14 protein-coding genes and 1 rRNA gene are annotated in these 16,662 nt (G+C 63.5%); 7 read left to right on the forward strand and 8 right to left on the reverse strand.

Going from position 1 to position 16,662, the window contains the following annotated elements; all coding sequences use genetic code 11:
* Positions 1 to 87: 87 nt before the first annotated feature.
* On the reverse strand, positions 88 to 1,359 hold the full coding sequence (locus ACFO3A_RS09740; protein ID WP_377725942.1) for a pyridoxal phosphate-dependent aminotransferase: 1,272 nt from the start codon (positions 1,357 to 1,359) through the stop codon (positions 88 to 90).
* 133 nt (positions 1,360 to 1,492) lie between these two features.
* On the opposite strand from ACFO3A_RS09740, the gene ACFO3A_RS09745 reads away from it, so the two are divergent.
* From ACFO3A_RS09745 to ACFO3A_RS09760, 4 genes are all read left to right on the forward strand, one after another.
* The gene (locus tag ACFO3A_RS09745) at positions 1,493 to 1,870 is read left to right on the forward strand and encodes an Mth938-like domain-containing protein (RefSeq protein WP_377725943.1); all 378 of its coding nucleotides are present in this window, start codon (positions 1,493 to 1,495) and stop codon (positions 1,868 to 1,870) included.
* A 145-nt stretch (positions 1,871 to 2,015) separates the two neighbouring features.
* Positions 2,016 to 2,510, forward strand: coding sequence for a peroxiredoxin (locus ACFO3A_RS09750; protein ID WP_377725944.1), 495 nt, complete (start codon positions 2,016 to 2,018; stop codon positions 2,508 to 2,510).
* 139 nt (positions 2,511 to 2,649) lie between these two features.
* Positions 2,650 to 4,395, forward strand: coding sequence for a PhoH family protein (locus tag ACFO3A_RS09755; protein WP_377725946.1), 1,746 nt, complete (start codon positions 2,650 to 2,652; stop codon positions 4,393 to 4,395).
* Positions 4,396 to 4,398: 3 nt separating this feature from the next.
* Entirely contained in the window at positions 4,399 to 4,800 is a 402-nt protein-coding gene (locus ACFO3A_RS09760; protein WP_377725947.1) for a hypothetical protein, read from the forward strand.
* Positions 4,801 to 4,937: 137 nt separating this feature from the next.
* On the opposite strand, the gene ACFO3A_RS09765 is transcribed toward ACFO3A_RS09760, so the two are convergent.
* Positions 4,938 to 5,504 (reverse strand): hemerythrin domain-containing protein, encoded by a 567-nt coding sequence (locus tag ACFO3A_RS09765; protein ID WP_377725948.1) that lies wholly within the window; start codon positions 5,502 to 5,504, stop codon positions 4,938 to 4,940.
* A gap of 64 nt (positions 5,505 to 5,568) precedes the next feature.
* Positions 5,569 to 7,005 (reverse strand): replicative DNA helicase, encoded by a 1,437-nt coding sequence (gene dnaB, locus ACFO3A_RS09770; RefSeq protein WP_377725949.1) that lies wholly within the window; start codon positions 7,003 to 7,005, stop codon positions 5,569 to 5,571.
* A gap of 219 nt (positions 7,006 to 7,224) precedes the next feature.
* On the opposite strand from dnaB, the gene ACFO3A_RS09775 reads away from it, so the two are divergent.
* Both ACFO3A_RS09775 and ACFO3A_RS09780 read left to right on the forward strand, forming a co-directional pair.
* A complete protein-coding gene (locus tag ACFO3A_RS09775; RefSeq protein WP_465251380.1) occupies positions 7,225 to 9,033 on the forward strand; it encodes a PHA/PHB synthase family protein in 1,809 nt (602 codons plus the stop codon).
* Positions 9,034 to 9,118: 85 nt separating this feature from the next.
* On the forward strand, positions 9,119 to 9,859 hold the full coding sequence (locus ACFO3A_RS09780) for a hypothetical protein (protein WP_377725951.1): 741 nt from the start codon (positions 9,119 to 9,121) through the stop codon (positions 9,857 to 9,859).
* 8 nt (positions 9,860 to 9,867) lie between these two features.
* On the opposite strand, the gene ACFO3A_RS09785 is transcribed toward ACFO3A_RS09780, so the two are convergent.
* The 3 genes from ACFO3A_RS09785 to ACFO3A_RS09795 all read right to left on the reverse strand — a co-directional run bounded on the left by ACFO3A_RS09785 (position 9,868) and on the right by ACFO3A_RS09795 (position 13,976).
* Complete coding sequence (locus ACFO3A_RS09785; protein ID WP_377725952.1) at positions 9,868 to 11,436, reverse strand: mechanosensitive ion channel family protein; 1,569 nt, start codon at positions 11,434 to 11,436, stop codon at positions 9,868 to 9,870.
* A 14-nt stretch (positions 11,437 to 11,450) separates the two neighbouring features.
* Positions 11,451 to 12,914, reverse strand: coding sequence for a metal-dependent hydrolase family protein (locus ACFO3A_RS09790; protein WP_377725953.1), 1,464 nt, complete (start codon positions 12,912 to 12,914; stop codon positions 11,451 to 11,453).
* A 126-nt stretch (positions 12,915 to 13,040) separates the two neighbouring features.
* Positions 13,041 to 13,976, reverse strand: coding sequence for a LysR family transcriptional regulator (locus tag ACFO3A_RS09795; protein ID WP_377725955.1), 936 nt, complete (start codon positions 13,974 to 13,976; stop codon positions 13,041 to 13,043).
* A gap of 103 nt (positions 13,977 to 14,079) precedes the next feature.
* Between ACFO3A_RS09795 and lysA the strand changes: the two genes are divergently transcribed.
* On the forward strand, positions 14,080 to 15,327 hold the full coding sequence (gene lysA, locus ACFO3A_RS09800; protein ID WP_377725956.1) for a diaminopimelate decarboxylase: 1,248 nt from the start codon (positions 14,080 to 14,082) through the stop codon (positions 15,325 to 15,327).
* Positions 15,328 to 15,429: 102 nt separating this feature from the next.
* On the opposite strand, the gene ACFO3A_RS09805 is transcribed toward lysA, so the two are convergent.
* Positions 15,430 to 16,449: an NAD(P)H-dependent glycerol-3-phosphate dehydrogenase gene (locus ACFO3A_RS09805; protein WP_377725957.1), complete on the reverse strand. Its 1,020-nt coding sequence runs from the start codon at positions 16,447 to 16,449 to the stop codon at positions 15,430 to 15,432.
* A 92-nt stretch (positions 16,450 to 16,541) separates the two neighbouring features.
* Positions 16,542 to 16,654 (reverse strand): 5S ribosomal RNA (gene rrf / locus ACFO3A_RS09810).
* Between the last annotated feature and the right edge of the window lie 8 nt (positions 16,655 to 16,662).

Here is a 16,662-nt window from a genome sequence, read left to right on the forward strand (position 1 = left end):
ACAAGAGCTGTTTCCGCTGTTCATTCCTTGATTTCAAGGTCATTCATATCTGAAATCGTTGTATACCGTGCGGAAGAAGCTCCTGTTTTATGCCTCGGCCTTGGCTTTTTTCGCTGGTTTGGCCAGCAGCTTGTCCGTGCCCATGCGCTGGCGGTACTTGGCCAGGAAGTCGGCCAGGCGGTTGATCGCCTCGCGCAGATCGGCCTCGTGCGGCAGGAAGACGATGCGGAAATGGTCCGGGTGCGGCCAGTTGAAGCCCGTGCCCTGCACCAGCATGACCTTGGTTTCCTGCAGCACCTCCAGGAAAAACTCCTGATCGTCGGCAATCGGATAGATCTCGGGGTCGAGGCGCGGGAACATGTACAGCGCCCCTTGCGGCTTGACGCAGGACACGCCGGGAATCGCGTTGATCAGCTCATAGGCCAGATCGCGCTGCGTGCGCAGACGGCCACCCTCGCAGATCAGGTCGTTGATGCTCTGGTAGCCGCCCAGCGCGGTCTGCACCGCCCACTGCCCCGGCACGTTGGCGCACAGGCGCATGTTCGAGAGCATGTTCAGCCCCTCGATATAGTCCTTGGCCGGTTTCTTGTCGCCCGACACCACCATCCACCCGGCGCGGTAGCCGCACGAGCGGTAGGCCTTGGAGAGCGAATTGAAGGTCAGCGTCAGCACATCCGTCGACAGGCTGGCCAGCGGCGTGTGCACCGCGCCGTCGTAGAGCACCTTGTCGTAGACCTCGTCGGCAAAAATCACCAGCCCGTGCTCGCGGGCGATGTTCACGATCTCCTGCAGCAGCTCGCGGCTGTACAGCGCCCCGGTGGGGTTGTTCGGGTTGATCACCACGATGCCCTTGGTGCGTGGCGTGATCTTGCTGCGGATATCGGCCAGGCTGGGCATCCAGCCGTTAGCCTCGTCGCACAGGTAATGCACCGGCGTGCCGCCCGAAAGGCTGGTCACCGCCGTCCACAGCGGGTAGTCGGGCGCGGGCAGGAGCAGCTCGTCGCCATCGTCCAGCAAGGCGTTGGTCGCCAGGCTGATCAGTTCCGATGCGCCGTTGCCCAGGTAGATGTCGTCCAGCGTCACGCCCTTGATGCCCTGGGTCTGGGTTTCGTGCATCACCGCCTTGCGGGCCGCGAAAATGCCCTTGCTGTCCGAATACCCGGCGGAATTGGGCAGGTTGCGGATCATGTCTTGCTGCACCTCCTCCGGGGCATCGAAGCCGAATACCGCCAGATTGCCGATATTGAGCTTGATGATCTTCTGCCCGTCTTCCTCCATCTTCTTGGCCGCGTCCATGATCGGGCCACGGATGTCGTAGCAGACGTTGGCAAGTTTGGCGGATTTGGTCACGGTCCTCATAGCGCTTCACCTTTAGCAGCACCGCAGCGCCCAGTGCCCTGCGGTGAAACCTACAATTTGACCACAGATAAATGCAGGCAAGCCCACACGAAACAGGGGGCGCACCTTCGCCAAATCACTGAGGAAACGTTTTATGAAATTCCAGGCCGAACGCGCCGCAGGCATCCCCCTCATCACCGGCTACGGCCCCGGCTGGCTGGCCGTGGACAAGGTGCAGCACCACGGCAGCCTGCTGATCGGCTCCGGCGGCCTGCTGCAGCCGTGGGCCTGTCCGCGCTTCGACGACATCAGCGCCGCCCACCTGGAAACCCTGGCCGCGCAGTGCCAGGGCGTGGAAGTGCTGCTGCTGGGCAGCGGAGCGCGGCTGCGATTCGTCCACCCCGGCTGGCTGCGCCCGTTCATGCAGCAGCGCATCGGCGTCGAAACCATGGATACCCCGGCTGCGCTGCGTACATACAACGTTTTGGCAATGGAAGGCCGTAATGTGCTAGCAGCCTTGGTTTTAGAGTAGTATCGGGACGCCCCTCATCAAAATTACCGTTTCAGGGTACAATTACAGGTTGCGGTCGAGGGGCGATCGGGACAGAAGATAAAAACAATCATATTCTGGCCTGGCCCCTCGGTTTTTCCAAAAACTACACCCGAGAGATAGGCGCATGGCGATTGTTGTCAATAAACCCCTTCCCGAATTTGAGGCGCAGGCCACCGGCGGCGTGAAGGTCACGAACACTTCACACAATGGTCAAACCTTGATTCTGTACTTCTATCCCAAGGACAACACCCCGGGCTGCACCACCGAGGCCATGCAGTTCCGCGACAAGTTCAAGGATTTTGAAAAAGCCGGGGCCATCGTCTTCGGCGTGTCCCGCGACAACATGAAGTCGCACGACGATTTCAAGGAAAAGCTGGAGCTGCCCTTTGAACTCATCGCCGACACCGAAGAAAAAATGTGCCACATGTTCGGCGTGGTGAAGAACAAGATCATGTACGGCAAGAAGGTCAAGGGCATCGAGCGCTCGACCTTCCTGGTCAACGCCGACGGCCTTCTGGTGCAGGAATGGCGCGGCCTGAAAGTGCCGGGCCACGTCGACGAAGTCCTCAAGGCCGTCAAGGGCTTGAAAGCGGCGGCGAAACAGGCCGTCGCCGCCTGAGCCGGCCAGCAAGCACCCATCGGGCATTCATCCGTATCAGTCACTGCATAATGGGCTGATTGCCCCGTGCCCTTGAAACAGACACAGCCGCCGGGCCTTTGCCTTGGCGGCTGTGTTTTTTTGTATTACAGGTGACTCCATGCCTTTGCCACCCGCCCCGAAAAGCCGCGCCGCCCGTCTGACATCCAGCGCCGCCAGCGCCCCCGCGAAAAAAACCGCTTCCCCCAAAACCCGCAGCACCGAGGACAAGGCCAGCGCCGCCACCACCGCCGCCGCACAAGGGCTGGCCCAGTTGCGGGCGCAGGCTGCCACCGCACCGGTGGCGGCCCCTGCCGCAAAAACCACCGTGGCTGCTGCGCCTGCTGCCACGAAACGCACCAGTGCAGCCCCCAAGGCGGCCAGCAAAACGGCGGCTACCGCCCCCGCCGCTGTGCCCAAAACGGCTGCCCCCGTGCAAGCGGCCGTTGCAGCCCCCAAGCGCAGCAAACGCAGCAAACGTTGCCTGTTCGTCCTCGATACCAACGTGCTGCTGCACGATCCGACCTGCCTGTTCCGCTTTCAGGAGCACGACATCTTCCTGCCCATGGTGGTGCTGGAGGAGCTGGACAGCCACAAGCGCGGCAGCACCGAGGTGGCCCGCAATGGCCGCCAGGTCAGCCGCACGCTGGATGCGTTGGTCGAGGCGCAGAAAGACACCGATCTGGCTGCCGGCCTGAAACTGGACGCCACCGGCAACAAGGGCGTGACCGGCCAGATGTTTTTCCAGACCGTGCCGCTGCACTACACCCTGCCGCTGTCCCTGCCCCAGGGCAAGGCCGACAACCAGATCCTGGGCGTGGTGCAGGCACTGCGCGAGCAGGAGAAGCAGGGGCGCGAGGTGATTCTGGTGTCCAAGGACATCAACATGCGCGTCAAGGCCCGCGCCCTGGGCCTGTCCGCCGAGGATTACCACAACGACAAGGTGCTGGACGACGACGACCTGCTCTACACCGGCGCTCTGGCCCTGCCCGCCGATTTCTGGCGCAAGGCCAAGGACGTGCAAAGCTGGCAGGAGGGCAACAGCAGCTTCTACAGCCTGCGCGGGCCGATGACGGCGCAGCTGCTCATCAACCAGTTCGTCTACTTCGAAGCACCGGGCGAACCCAGCCTGTACGCCCGCGTGGTGGAACTGCGCGGCGAGACCGCCGTGCTGGAGGTGCTGCGCGACTACGGCAGCGCCAAGCACAATGTCTGGGGCGTCAACGCCCGCAATCGCGAGCAGAACTTCGCGCTGAACCTGCTGATGGACCCCGAGGTCGACTTCGTCACCATGACCGGGCAGGCCGGTACGGGCAAGACGCTGCTGACGCTGGCCGCCGGACTGGCCCAGGTACTCGATTCGCGGCGCTACAGCGAGATCATCATGACCCGCGCCACCGTCAGCGTGGGCGAGGACATCGGTTTCCTGCCCGGCACCGAGGAGGAAAAAATGGGCCCGTGGATGGGTGCCCTGGACGACAACCTGGAATTCCTGGCCAAAGGCAGCGGCGGCAACGGGCATGAGTGGGGGCGCTCGGCCACCAACGACCTGATTCGCAGCCGCATCAAGATCAAGAGCCTGAACTTCATGCGCGGGCGCACCTTTCTGAACAAATTCGTCATCATCGACGAGGCGCAGAACCTCACGCCCAAGCAGATGAAGACGCTGATCACCCGCGCCGGGCCGGGCACCAAGATCGTCTGCATGGGCAATCTGGCGCAGATCGACACGCCCTACCTGACCGAAGGCAGCTCGGGCCTGACCTACGTCGTCGACCGTTTCAAGGGCTGGCAGCACGGCGGCCACATCCAGCTGGCGCGGGGCGAGCGCTCGCGCTTGGCCGACTTTGCCAGCGAGGTGCTGTAAGCCATGGCGATCAGCTGGATCACCGCGCTGAAGATGGTGCCGTGGAGCGACGTCATCCAGGCCGCGCCCGACGTCATCAAGACCGCCAAGGGGCTGATGAAGAAAAGCCCCGCGCCGTCCCCGGCTCCCACGGCGACGGCGCCTCTGCCGCCCGGGGCGGACGCCGTCGGCAACGCCGGGGAGCTGGCCTTGCAGCATATCGCCCAGTTGCACCAGCGCATTGCGCAACTGGAGCAGGCCCAGCAGACCAGCGCCGCGCTGCTGGAGCAGATGGCCGAGCAGCAGTCCCAGATCGTCCACACCGTGGGCCTGCTGCGCACTGGCGCCACCCGGCTGGCCTGGGCCTGCGCCGTGCTGGGCGCGTGTACGGCAGGGTTGCTGATCTACATTCTGCGCATGGCGTGAGCTATATAAAAAAGAGCTGTTTCCACTTGTTCTAATTTATTTTCAGATGAAAAACATTCTGAAATCTTTGATAGACAAGCGGAAACAGCTCTTCTTTTAATATCCAACGCCTTCGCCTTTTCTGCTGCCTTCCTGGCCTACACCGCCACGGCATATCCTCTGTACAGGGGATAGAGCTGTTGCTCCTCGCTTTGCATACGCTCATGGATGGCCTGGCTGATGGCATCCAGATCGGCCAAAAAGGCGGCAGCCTGCTCGGGTGGCAATTGGTCGATGTTTTCGTAGCGTTCAAAAAAGGCCAGCAGCGATTGGGACAGCGCCTTCGCCCCCCGACGGAAGTGCTTCATGGTTTCGATGTCCGCCTCGTTTTCCGTTACCTGCTGTAAGAAAGCGTAAAGGCGCACGTTCTCTTTCAGGATATGCCCGCGCAGCAGGGTGCCCAGCTCCCGCAGCCGCTTGGCAACCCGTGGCCAGTCCTGGCGCATGAAGGCACGGCGCAGGCGCTGCTCCAGCATGCTCACGGCCTCATGCTCGGCCAGCAATTCTTCAACCAGATCAGGGTAATAGGGCAAGACACCGGCATCGGCCGGCAGGACGGAAGGGGCCGCTGCGGCGGCATCGGGCGGAGCGGTTGACGCAGGAACGGGAACCGCTGCGCCCGCCTGCGCCAAGGTTGTACGCCTTGCCTTCCAAAAGCTGAACATGGTGTCTCCCTGCCCCAAAAATATTTTTAATTCAAAAGTTCAGGGCGGGGAATTTACAACAAGGTTACGGCTCGTAACCGGAACTGAGGGCCAAATTTTCGAACCGGGTCTGATTTTTCTGGAAATACAGCTTGACCGTACCGGTCGGGCCATTACGTTGCTTGCCGATGATGACCTCGGCCACGTTCGGCTCTTTGCTGTCTTTGTTGTAGTAGTCGTCGCGGTAGATGAACATGATGATGTCCGCATCCTGCTCGATGGCGCCGGACTCGCGCAGGTCGCTCATCATCGGGCGCTTGTCGGTGCGCTGCTCGACCGAGCGGTTGAGCTGCGACAGCGCGATCACCGGGCACTGCAATTCCTTGGCCAGCATTTTCAGCCCGCGCGAGATTTCGCCCAGCTCGGTCGCACGGTTGTCGCCGCTGCTGCCGCTGCCCGAGCCGCTCATGAGCTGCAAATAATCCACCACGATCAGCCCCAGCTTGCCGCAGCCGCGTGCCAGGCGGCGGGCGTTGGCCCGCAACTCCGAGGGGGTCAGGCCCGGGGTTTCGTCGATGTGCAGCGACACCTGGCGCAGCGATTCGATGGCTTCGGACAGGCGCGACCATTCCTCGTCCGTCAGCTTGCCGGTGCGCAGGTTGCCCTGGTTGATGCGGCCGATGGAGCCGACGATACGCACCGCCAGCTGCGCCGCGCCCATTTCCATCGAAAAGATGGCCACGGGCAGTTGCTCGTGCAAGGCGACGTGTTCGGCAATGTTCACGGCAAACGAGGTCTTGCCCATCGACGGGCGTGCGGCCAGCACCACCAGGTCGCCCGCCTGCAGGCCGCTGGTCATGCGGTCGAGGTCGGCAAAGCCGGTGGGCACGCCGGTCACGTCCATCGGGTTGTCGGCCATTTCCTGCACGCGGTCGAGCAGGTTGACCACCAGCGTGTCCAGCGACTGGAAGCCCTGTTTCATGCGCGAGCCTTCTTCGCCGATGGCGAAGATTTTCTGCTCGGCCTCGTCCAGGATGCGCTCCACCGGCTTGCCCTGGGGGTTCTGCGCCTGGGTGGCGATTTCGTCGCTGGCCGTCAGCAGTTTGCGCAGGATGGCCTTCTCGCGCACGATTTCGGCGTAGCGGCGGATGTTGGTGGCGCTGGGCACGTACTGCGCCAGCTGGTTCAGGTAGACGATGCCGCCCACCTCCTGCGCCTTGCCCTGGGCTTGCAGGTATTCAAAGACGGTGATCACGTCGGCCGGCTTGCCATCGTTCACCAGCTTGCTGACGGCCGTGAAGATCAGGCGGTGCTCGTGGCGGTAGAAGTCGCCCTCGGTCAGCAAATCGCCCACGCGGTCCCAGGCGTTGTTGTCCAGCAGCAGGCCGCCCAGGACGCTGGATTCGGACTCCATCGAGAACTGCGGCAGGCGCAGTTGGGCCAACTGGGCATCTTCAGGCAGATCGGATAGAGGAGCGGCAAAAATCTCCGTCTCATCCAGGGGGGGCATCACGGGTTCCATGGGCATTCTTCAACAGCAAGACAGCCAAGCATGGTAGCGCAGCTTGCCAAAGCCCCGGCACCTGCCCAACAGCCCTTTTGTTGCCATGCAGCAAAAGGGCTGCCATTCCTGCACCACGGCCCTGGGGAGCAGCTACACTCCCTGCGATAACAACTTGTTAACAACTTGTTTTGTCCCGAAAAATCCCTCTCAGACACTGCTCTAAGGAGAATTCCCCCCGTGTCCACCAAGCCTGAGAAATCCGCCCCGCCACCCTCTGCCCCCCATTTGCCCGTGACTGGCAGCTGTGCCAACGATCCGGCCACGGCAACCCTGCACCCGGCCATCCGCAAAACACCGCTGGACATCAAGATGCTGGCCGGCCTGGCCAAGGTGACCAACTCGATGTCCCCCATGTCGCTGACCCTGGCGGGCATCGACTGGGCCGGACATCTGGCCTTCGCCCCCGGCAAGCGCCTGGAGCTGTTCAGCCTGGGGGTCGAGCAAATGCAGCAACTGTGGCAAAACGCTCTGCCTACCGCCCCGAACGGCAAGGACACGCCTGCCGCCAAGCCCGACCGCCGCTTTGCCGACCCAGCCTGGCAGCAGTGGCCATTCAATGTCACCAGCCAGTCCTTCCTGCAAACCGAAGCGTGGTGGAAAGCGGCCACCAGCGGGCTGCCCGGGGTCTCCAAGCACCATGAGGACGTAGTCTCTTTCCTGACCCGGCAGGGGGTGGACATGCTCTCGCCCGGCAACTACCCGCTGACCAACCCTCTGGTGCTGCAACGCACCATGGAAACGAACGGAGCGAACCTGCAACATGGGATGCTCAACTTCCTCGACGACCTGGGCCGCGCCAGCCAGGGCCTGCCGCCAGCGGGCACAGAAAACTTCGAAGTGGGCAAGAACCTCGCCATCACTCCCGGCAAAGTGGTCTACCGCAACCGCCTGATCGAACTCATCCAGTACAGCCCCAGTACCGACAAGGTGCAGCCCGAGCCAGTGCTGATCGTGCCCGCGTGGATCATGAAGTACTACATCCTCGATCTGTCGGCACACAACTCGCTCATCAAATACATGGTCGATCAGGGCCATACGGTGTTCTGCATTTCCTGGAAGAACCCCGGCGTGGACGAGGCCACCCTGTGCATGGACGATTACCTGAGCCTTGGCATAGAAGCCGCATTGGACGCCGTCAACGCCATCGTGCCCAAGCAGAAGGTGCATGCCGCCGGTTACTGCCTGGGCGGCACGCTGCTGTCGATTGCCAACGCCGCCATGGCGCGTGATGGGCAGGACCGCCTGGCCAGCATGACGCTGTTCACCGCGCAGACCGATTTCACCGAACCGGGGCAACTCGCCCTGTTCATCGACGACAGCCAGCTGGCCATGCTGGAGGCGCAGATGCGCGAAGTCGGCTACCTCAAGGCCGGGCAGATGGTCGGCGCCTTCCAACTGCTCAATTCCTACGACATGCTGTGGTCGCGCATGGTCAATGAATACCTGCTGGGCGAGCGCGGCAAGATGATCGACCTGATGGCCTGGAACGCCGATGCCACCCGCATGCCCGCGCTGATGCACGCCCAGTACCTGCGCCGCCTGTTCCTGAACAACGACCTGGCCGGGGGCCGCTACCCGGTACGCGGCAAGCCCGTGGTCATGGCCGACGTGCGCACCCCCATCTTCTGCGTGGCCACCTACACCGACCACGTTGCCCCCTGGCGCTCGGTCTACAAGCTGCACTACATGACGCCGGCCGAGCTGACCTTTGTCCTGACCAAAGGCGGGCACAACGCGGGCATCGTCAGCGAGCCGGGACGCAAAAACCGCTACTACCAGATCCTCAAGCGCAAGGTGGGCGACCAATACCTGTCGCACGAAGACTGGCTGGAACAGGCCCCGCGCGAAGAAGGCTCGTGGTGGCCCACCTGGAGCCGGTGGCTCAAGGAACGCAGCAGCGGCCCGGAAGTCAAGCCGCCCACCATGGGCGCAAAAAATTACCCGGTGCTGATGGATGCACCGGGCGAATACGTGCTGGAGAAGTAAGCCTTCGGCACTTACCATCCATCATCGGCCACGCCCTGCACAGGCGTGGCTTTTTTGAATACGACACCCCGCACGCACCCTCCGTATGCACCCGCTTCGTCCCTTTCTGTACGCCCTGGCGCTCACCCCAGGCCTGCCCCTGGCACAAACGCCTGACGCTGCTGCATGGCGCTTTCAGGTCACGCCTTATGTGTGGATGGCCGGTTCCGCCGGAGATATGCGCCCGACGGCCCAGGCACCCACCCTGCACTCGCGCAAATCGTTTTCGGAAATCCTGAACCACCTCGACGGCGCGTTCTTTCTGCACGCAACGGCCCGCCAGCAGCGCTTTGTCGCCTTGGGGGACGTGACCTACGCCTCACTCTCCGACGCTGGCAAGCTGCCGCCCGGGGTGAGCATCCGGGGCAAATTGCGCCAGACGTCCATCAGTGCCCTGGCTGGGTACCAGTTGCTGCATGACCACCCCCGGCACAACCTGGATGCGCTTGGCGGCGTGCGCTTCTGGCATATCCGCACCTCGGTCACCGTCCCGGCACTCCAGCGCCGGGCCAGCGGCAGCGCCGATTGGGTCGACCCCGTCATCGCCGTGCGCCTGCGCTCGCAACTGGCGCCTCGCTGGTCCAGCCTGCTGTACGCCGACGTCGGGGGCTTCGGCGTAGGCGCCCGCTCGACCTGGCAGGTCATGGGCAGCATCAATTACGCGCTCAAGGACAACGTCCATCTGTCCCTGGGCTACCGCCATCTGGCCGTGGATTACCGCAAGAACGGCATGCTGCTCAACATCCAGCAAGGCGGCCCCTTGCTGGGGGCCACCTGGCAGTTTTAAGAACGTGTTTAGCTTCCACCGCCTGCCGGCGCTGCCGACTCTTGTCCCATTTCCACAATGTATTGGGGCGAGAGCATGGCAACGCCTTGCCGGGTGAACACATCCTGCACCTTGCCGTGCAGCAGGCTGACGATGGCGGCTTTGTGCCTGGGCTCGTTGATCGCCACCCGCAATTCGTATTCCACGCCGGTGTCCGAGAGATTTTTCTGCAATACCTTGGGGGCAGGGTGGGTGCGAACGCCCGGGGTATCGTCGGCCACCTCCAGCAGCATGTCCTCGACCTGCCGCCAGGGCGTGTCATAACCGGCCGTCACGTTCACGGCAATCAATACCCCGCCGCCTCGGGTCAGCCGTGAGAAGTTCTTCACCTTTTCGCCCACCAGGCCGGAATTGGGGATGTTCACTTCCTCGCGCAAATTGGTGTGCAGCTTGGTGGCAAACAGGCCGATTTGCGCCACCGTGCCCTCGACCTCGCCGATCTGCACATACTCCCCCACCTTCAGCGCCCGGGAGTAAATCAGGATCAGCCCCGAGGCAAACTGCCCCACCAGGCTGGACGCGCCCAGCGACACCATCAGGCCGATCATCACCGACAGCCCCTTGAACGCCTCGGTCTGCGCCCCGGGCAGATAGGGATAGGCCATGGCCAGGGCGAACACCCACACGGCAAACACCAGCAACCGCCGCGTGGTGGCAGCGGTGTCGCGGTCGAACTGGGCCAGCACCAGATCGCCACGCTCGATGCGCCCGAACAGGTACGCCACCAAACGGGCCGTGTAGCGGGCGGCCAGCAGAATCACCAGGGCAATGAGCAGATTGGGCAGCAGCTCCAACACCGCCCACAGGCGATCCTGGGCAAACTCCCACAGCAGGCTGTTGAGGTTCAGGCTCCAGGCGCGGGTATAGGGAATCTGGTGCAGTACCACCGACAGCCAGGCATGTGCCAGTCCCAAAGCCAGCAGCAGAAACACCAAGGCCATGGCGTGGTACATCCAGCGCACGGCAATGCGCACCTTGCGCCCGGCCACCACACCGACCAGACGCACCGCCGGATGCACCCAATGGCGCAACCGCAGCAACACCCAGCGGCGCAGGCGCCACAACAGTTTCCAGGCCAGGACAGCCGCCACTGTTGCCAGCAGCACCCAGGCCACCATCCTGGCCATCGCCGTCGGGTTGTGCAACACGCTCAGGTCTTCGCGCACCAACTCCAGGGCTTGCACGGCTTCCTGGGTACGCTGCTCCAGGGTCTCGCCATCCAGGCTATTGATGTCTGCAGGCCGCAGGTAAAACGCCAGCTGCCCGCCCAACATAACGGCTGCACCGTTGGCATCCACCCGGCTGCTCACGCTGGCATGGGGCTGGGCGCTGAAAATTTTCTCGATGCGCTGTTCTGCGGCCGCTACCCGGTCCTGGGGCGTATAGCCGCCCACCTCCCCGGCCAGGGTGGTGATGCTGCGGCTGTACACGCGCAGCACCTGGGGCTGCGGGGCTTCCAGCCCCGCTTCCTGCGCCCCCGCATAGCCTGCGCTCAGGCAACACAGCAGCCACAAAAGGCAGACACGCATCCAGCGCATGGGCAGCTCCGGGTTCAACCCAAGGTGTTTTTATAGACCTTGCCGCCCTTCATGATGAGGCGCAGATTGCGCTCTGGCTCGGTCAGGAAGTCCAGGTTCACACTGGGGTCGCCATCGGCCACCAGGATGTCGGCCCACGCCCCGGCGGCGATACGCCCCAGGGTGTGGGGATAGGGATTGCGCTCGCCCGACAGCGCCAGCAGCTCGCCATTCACGCCCGTGGCCTGGGCCAGCAGGGTAAGCGGGTCGTAGAAGCGGGTGAGCTTGGCCAGATGCCGCCCCTGGCTGGCCGTGTTCTTGGGGTTGAACAGGATGTCGGTGCCCCAGGCCGTCTTGACGCCATGCTTTTGCGCCATGGCATAAGCCTTTTCCGTGCCTTCGGAGGTCTTGCGCTTGCTTGCCTGGCGCTGGGGATCGGCGTAGGCATTGCCCTCGCCATCGTCGAAAAAGGGTTGCAGGCACCACCACACGCCCTCGCCACGCATCATGCGCACGCTTTCCTCATCGGCCAGCTGGCCATGCTCGATGCTTTTCACCCCGGCACGGATGGCACGCTGGATACCCTTGGGCGTATAGACATGGGCCATGACGTAGGTGCCCCAATCGTCGGCGGCGGCCACGCCGGCACGCAGCTCCTTGTCGGTGAACTGGGTGCTGTCCAGCGGGTCGTACATTGAGGCCACGCCACCGCCCGCCAGCATCTTGATCTGCGTGGCCCCGAGCATGAGCTGCTCGCGCACGCGGCGCAGCACCTGGTCTTCGCCGTCGGCGATCATGGCCACGCCCACGCGCTCGACCAGGCTCAAGGGCCCGTTGTCGGCACGCGGCAAATCGGTGCGCAGGCGGAAATCGCCGTGGCCGGAGGTCTGCGAAATCATGGCCCCGCTGGGGAAGATGCGCGGGCCCGCCACCATGCCTTCGTCGATCGCCCGCTTCAAGGCAAAGGACGGGCCACCCGCATCGCGCACCGAGGTAAAGCCGCGCAGCAGCGTGCGCTGGGCCTCTTGCGCGGCGCTCAGGTACAGATAGCCCACATCCGAGGTCATGGCGACCATCTCCGGAATCCCCGCCAGCATGGCGTGCCAGTGCGCATCGATCAGCCCCGGCATCACCAGCTTGCCCTGGCAATCGATCACCTCGGCATCGGCCACCTGCTCGCTCGCGCCCAGCAGCGCCTGAATGCGATCGCCCTCGATCAGCACCTGCACGCCCTCACGCACACGCTGGCCGCTACCGTCGAACAAGCGCAAATTGGTCAGCAGCACACGCGGCTTGCTGGGCGCGATTTGCGCCAGTGCCAGCCCCGGCCCCAGCGCAAAAGGCGCCAGCATGGCCGCCGCCCCACCCACAAAAAAACGGCGGGACATATCGGTCATCACCTTGTTATGCAACTGCTCGCAACCCACACTGCCGCAGGCACAGCGGCGGACACGGATGGGGCCAAACGTCCAAGCAGACAGGGGATTGTGCGGGGGCATAGGGATTCCTTTCAAACAAAGAGGGAGGCAAGCATAACCGCCCTCCAGGACAGCGCTCTGACAACCGTGGAACAGCGTCAGAACTCACAATACTTCGCCAACAAGGCATTTTTGTAATCATCGTATTTACGTGTTGCATACAGGGCCGGCTGCGCCCGTCCCGCCGCTGCAATCGCGCAGCACTGCATCCAGCGCCGCCAGCAGCACCTCGACCTCGGCCACTGCCGGGCGGTGCAACGGCAGCAAAGCATGTACCTCGAAAGGAATCGCAAAAGCCAGGGGCCGCACCAGCAAATCCGCCCCCGCGCAGGCCCGTGCCGTCAGGGGATTGATGATGGCCACGCCCAGGCCCTGCTGCACCATCGCGCATACCGCCACCGCGCTGTGCGTTTGCAGATTCATCTGACGCTGCACGCCTGCCTGGGCGAAAGCGGCGTCGATGCGCTGGCGATAGCAATCGTCCGGCGCCAGGCTGATGAAGGGCTGATCGGCAAAATCCCGCGCCTCCAGCACCGCCTTGGCCGCCAGGGGATGGCCTGCGGGCAGCACCGCCACTTCGCCGAGAACGGCCAGGGCCACAGCGCGGGTGCCAGGCGGGGCTTCGCTCTGCTCGACCAGCCCCAGGTCGAAGCGCTGGGCGCTCATCCACTCTTGCAGCAGGGGCGCTTCCTGGGTGGTGATGCTGACGCCCACCGGCCCCCGTTGCGCCTGCACACGGGCCAGCGCGGCAGGCAACAGCGCATGGCTGAACGCGGGCAGCGTCAGCACCTGCACACTGGCCCCGCTGGCCTGGCCCAGTTGCAGGGCAAAGTCGGCCACCTGCTCCAGCCCCGCCCAGCTGCGCTGCACTTCCTGCCACAGGCGCAAGGCCCGTGCGGTGGCACGCAAGCGCCCCTGCACACGCTCGAACAAGGCGTAGCCCAGCAACTGTTCCAGTCGCGCCAGTTCACGGCTGACGGTGGGTTGCGAGGTGTGAAGCAGGGCCGCTGCCGCCGTGGCGGAACCGGACAGCATCAGAGCACGGAAAACCTCGATATGGCGGTGGGCGATACGTGCATTCATGCGCCAAGCATATCCAAAATGAATCAATTACCGAAAAACAAGCATTGGACCAAATATACAAAAGCCTCCAAGATCGCCACCGTTTTCATCGTGAGCATTTCGTATGACCATCCCCTTCTCCCCCGAACTCCTGCAAGACCTGGCCGACCAGCACGGCACCCCGCTGTGGGTGTACGACGCCGCCACCATCCGCAACCGCATCGCGCAGTTGCAAAGCTTTGACACCGTGCGCTTTGCCCAGAAAGCATGTTCCAACATCCACATCCTGCGCCTGATGCGCGAGCAAGGGGTCAAGGTGGACGCTGTCTCGCGCGGGGAAATCCTGCGTGCCCTGGCGGCGGGTTACCAGGCGGGCGGCGAGCCGTCGGACATCGTCTTTACCGCCGACGTGCTGGATACCGACACCCTGGCCACCGTGGTCGAACACCGCATACCGGTGAACGCCGGCTCCATCGACATGCTGCACCAGCTGGGCATGACCAGCCCCGGCCATGCGGTATGGCTGCGCATCAACCCCGGCTTTGGCCACGGCCACAGCAACAAGACCAACACCGGCGGCGAACACAGCAAGCACGGCATCTGGCATACCGAACTGGCCGCCGCCCTGCAGGCCGTCAGCGCCAACAAACTGAAACTGGTCGGGCTGCACATGCACATCGGCTCCGGCGTGGACTACGGCCACCTGGAGCAGGTGTGCGGCGCGATGGTCGATCTGGTCCGCGCCACCCACGCGGCCGGGCATGACCTGCAGGCGATTTCCGCCGGGGGCGGCCTGTCCATCCCCTACCGCGAGGGCGAGGCGCGTATCGACACCGCGCATTACTTCGGCCTGTGGGATGCAGCCCGCAAGCAGGCCGAAGGCATCGTCGGCCATGGCCTGCACCTGGAGCTGGAGCCGGGCCGCTTTTTGGTAGCCGAAGCCGGCGTGCTGCTGGGCCGGGTGCGTGCGGTAAAAAACGCCGGGCACAACCACTTCGTGCTGGTCGATACCGGCTTCAACGAACTGATGCGCCCGGCCATGTACGGCAGCTGGCACGGCATGCACGTGCAGCGCCGGGGCCAGGGCGTGCTGCCCGCCACACGCGACAGCGTGGTGGCCGGGCCGCTGTGCGAATCGGGCGACGTATTCACCCAGGGCGACGGCGGCGTGGTGCTGCCGCGCCCGCTGGGCGATGCGCAGGTGGGCGACCTGCTGGTCATCCACAACACCGGCGCGTATGGCGCCAGCATGTCCAGCAACTACAACAGCCGCCCGCTGGCCGCCGAGGTGCTGGTGGACAACGGCCAGGCCCGCCTGATTCGCCGCCGCCAGACGGTGGAAGAACTGCTAAGGCTAGAACTTGAACTCTAAAAAAAGAAGCTTCTACCGCATATAAATAAAGGGATTGCAATAGAAAACTATCGCAATCCCTTTATTTACGAACGGAAGCAGCTATCTTTATAAGAATACAGCTTACGCAGTCTCATCCTTCGGATCACGGCCCATGAGCTGTTCCAAAGCGGCCCGGGGATCAAGCTCACCGGCCAGCAATTGCACCACCGCCGTGGCAATCGGCATTTCCACCCCCAGCGCCTGGGCACGCTGCACCACGGTACGGGCGCTGTACACCCCTTCGGCCACGTGCCCCAGGGATTGCACGGCAGCGTCCAAAGTCAGGCCCTCGGCCAGCAGCAGGCCCACTTTCCGATTCCGCGAAAGATCGCCTGTGGCCGTCAGCAAAAGATCGCCCATGCCGGACAAACCCATGAAAGTTTCTGCCCTCGCGCCCAAAGCCACCCCCAGGCGGGTGATTTCCGCCAAACCGCGCGTCAGCAGAGCCGCCCGGGCATTCAGGCCCAGGTGCAGGCCGTCGCATAGGCCAGCGGCAATCGCCATGACGTTTTTCACGGCCCCGCCCACTTCCACACCCACGATGTCGGCATTGGCATAAACGCGCAGCGCCGGACTGTGAAAAGCCGCCTGCAAAGCCTCGCGCACTTGCGCATGAACACTGGCCGCCACCAGGCAGGTGGGTTGGGCACGGGCCACTTCCAAAGCAAAACTGGGGCCGCTCAGGGCGCCACAGCGCAAACCGGGAGCGACCTGGGCCGCCACTTCATGCGCCATCAACCCCACGGCCTGGCCCGGCGCCGGGGCTTCAAAACCTTTGCACAGCCAGGCCACCGGGGCCGTAATGTCGGCATCTCCCAAAATCGTCAAGGTCGAACGCAAGGCCGCCATCGGCGTGCCGACAACTACCACATCGGCCCCCGCCGTCGACAAGGCCGCCTCCAGCGGGCCGCTGGCAACCTGCACCCCGGCAGGCAACTGCACCTCGGGCAGATAGCGAACATTGCAGCGCTGCGCCTCGATGGCCTGAGCCTGGGCTGCGTCGCGGGCCCACAAAGTGACGTGGTGCCCACAAGCCGGGTGGGCCGCCGCCACCGCCATGGCTGTCCCCCACGCGCCAGAGCCAACGATAAAGATATGCATTACGTCCCCCTGTTCTTTGGCAATTCAATCCTTCAAACCATAAAACAAAACCCCCAGTCTTTATGGGACTGGGGGTTTGCCTTGCTATAAGAGCCTGACGATGACCTACTTTCACACGGGAACCCGCACTATCATCGGCGCAGACCTGTTTCACTGTCCTGTTCGGGATGGGAAGGAGTGGTTCCAGGTCGCTATGGTCATCAGGCATAAACT

The sequence above is a fragment of the Comamonas nitrativorans genome, from assembly GCF_042654765.1.
GTDB lineage: Bacteria > Pseudomonadota > Gammaproteobacteria > Burkholderiales > Burkholderiaceae_C > Comamonas > Comamonas nitrativorans.

Bases quoted from the DNA above. Each gene is read 5' to 3' on its own strand.
- ACFO3A_RS09745 (WP_377725943.1), top strand. From the start codon at position 1,493: ATGAAATTCCAGGCCGAACGCGCCGCAGGCATCCCCCTCATCACCGGC.
- ACFO3A_RS09760 (WP_377725947.1), top strand. From the start codon at position 4,399: ATGGCGATCAGCTGGATCACCGCGCTGAAGATGGTGCCGTGGAGCGAC.
- lysA (WP_377725956.1), top strand. From the start codon at position 14,080: ATGACCATCCCCTTCTCCCCCGAACTCCTGCAAGACCTGGCCGACCAG.
- ACFO3A_RS09765 (WP_377725948.1), bottom strand. From the start codon at position 5,504: ATGTTCAGCTTTTGGAAGGCAAGGCGTACAACCTTGGCGCAGGCGGGC.
- ACFO3A_RS09790 (WP_377725953.1), bottom strand. From the start codon at position 12,914: ATGCCCCCGCACAATCCCCTGTCTGCTTGGACGTTTGGCCCCATCCGT.
- ACFO3A_RS09795 (WP_377725955.1), bottom strand. From the start codon at position 13,976: ATGAATGCACGTATCGCCCACCGCCATATCGAGGTTTTCCGTGCTCTG.
- ACFO3A_RS09785 (WP_377725952.1), bottom strand. From the start codon at position 11,436: ATGCGCTGGATGCGTGTCTGCCTTTTGTGGCTGCTGTGTTGCCTGAGC.
- ACFO3A_RS09755 (WP_377725946.1), top strand. From the start codon at position 2,650: ATGCCTTTGCCACCCGCCCCGAAAAGCCGCGCCGCCCGTCTGACATCC.
- dnaB (WP_377725949.1), bottom strand. From the start codon at position 7,005: ATGGAACCCGTGATGCCCCCCCTGGATGAGACGGAGATTTTTGCCGCT.
- ACFO3A_RS09805 (WP_377725957.1), bottom strand. From the start codon at position 16,449: ATGCATATCTTTATCGTTGGCTCTGGCGCGTGGGGGACAGCCATGGCG.
- ACFO3A_RS09780 (WP_377725951.1), top strand. From the start codon at position 9,119: ATGCACCCGCTTCGTCCCTTTCTGTACGCCCTGGCGCTCACCCCAGGC.
- ACFO3A_RS09750 (WP_377725944.1), top strand. From the start codon at position 2,016: ATGGCGATTGTTGTCAATAAACCCCTTCCCGAATTTGAGGCGCAGGCC.
- ACFO3A_RS09740 (WP_377725942.1), bottom strand. From the start codon at position 1,359: ATGAGGACCGTGACCAAATCCGCCAAACTTGCCAACGTCTGCTACGAC.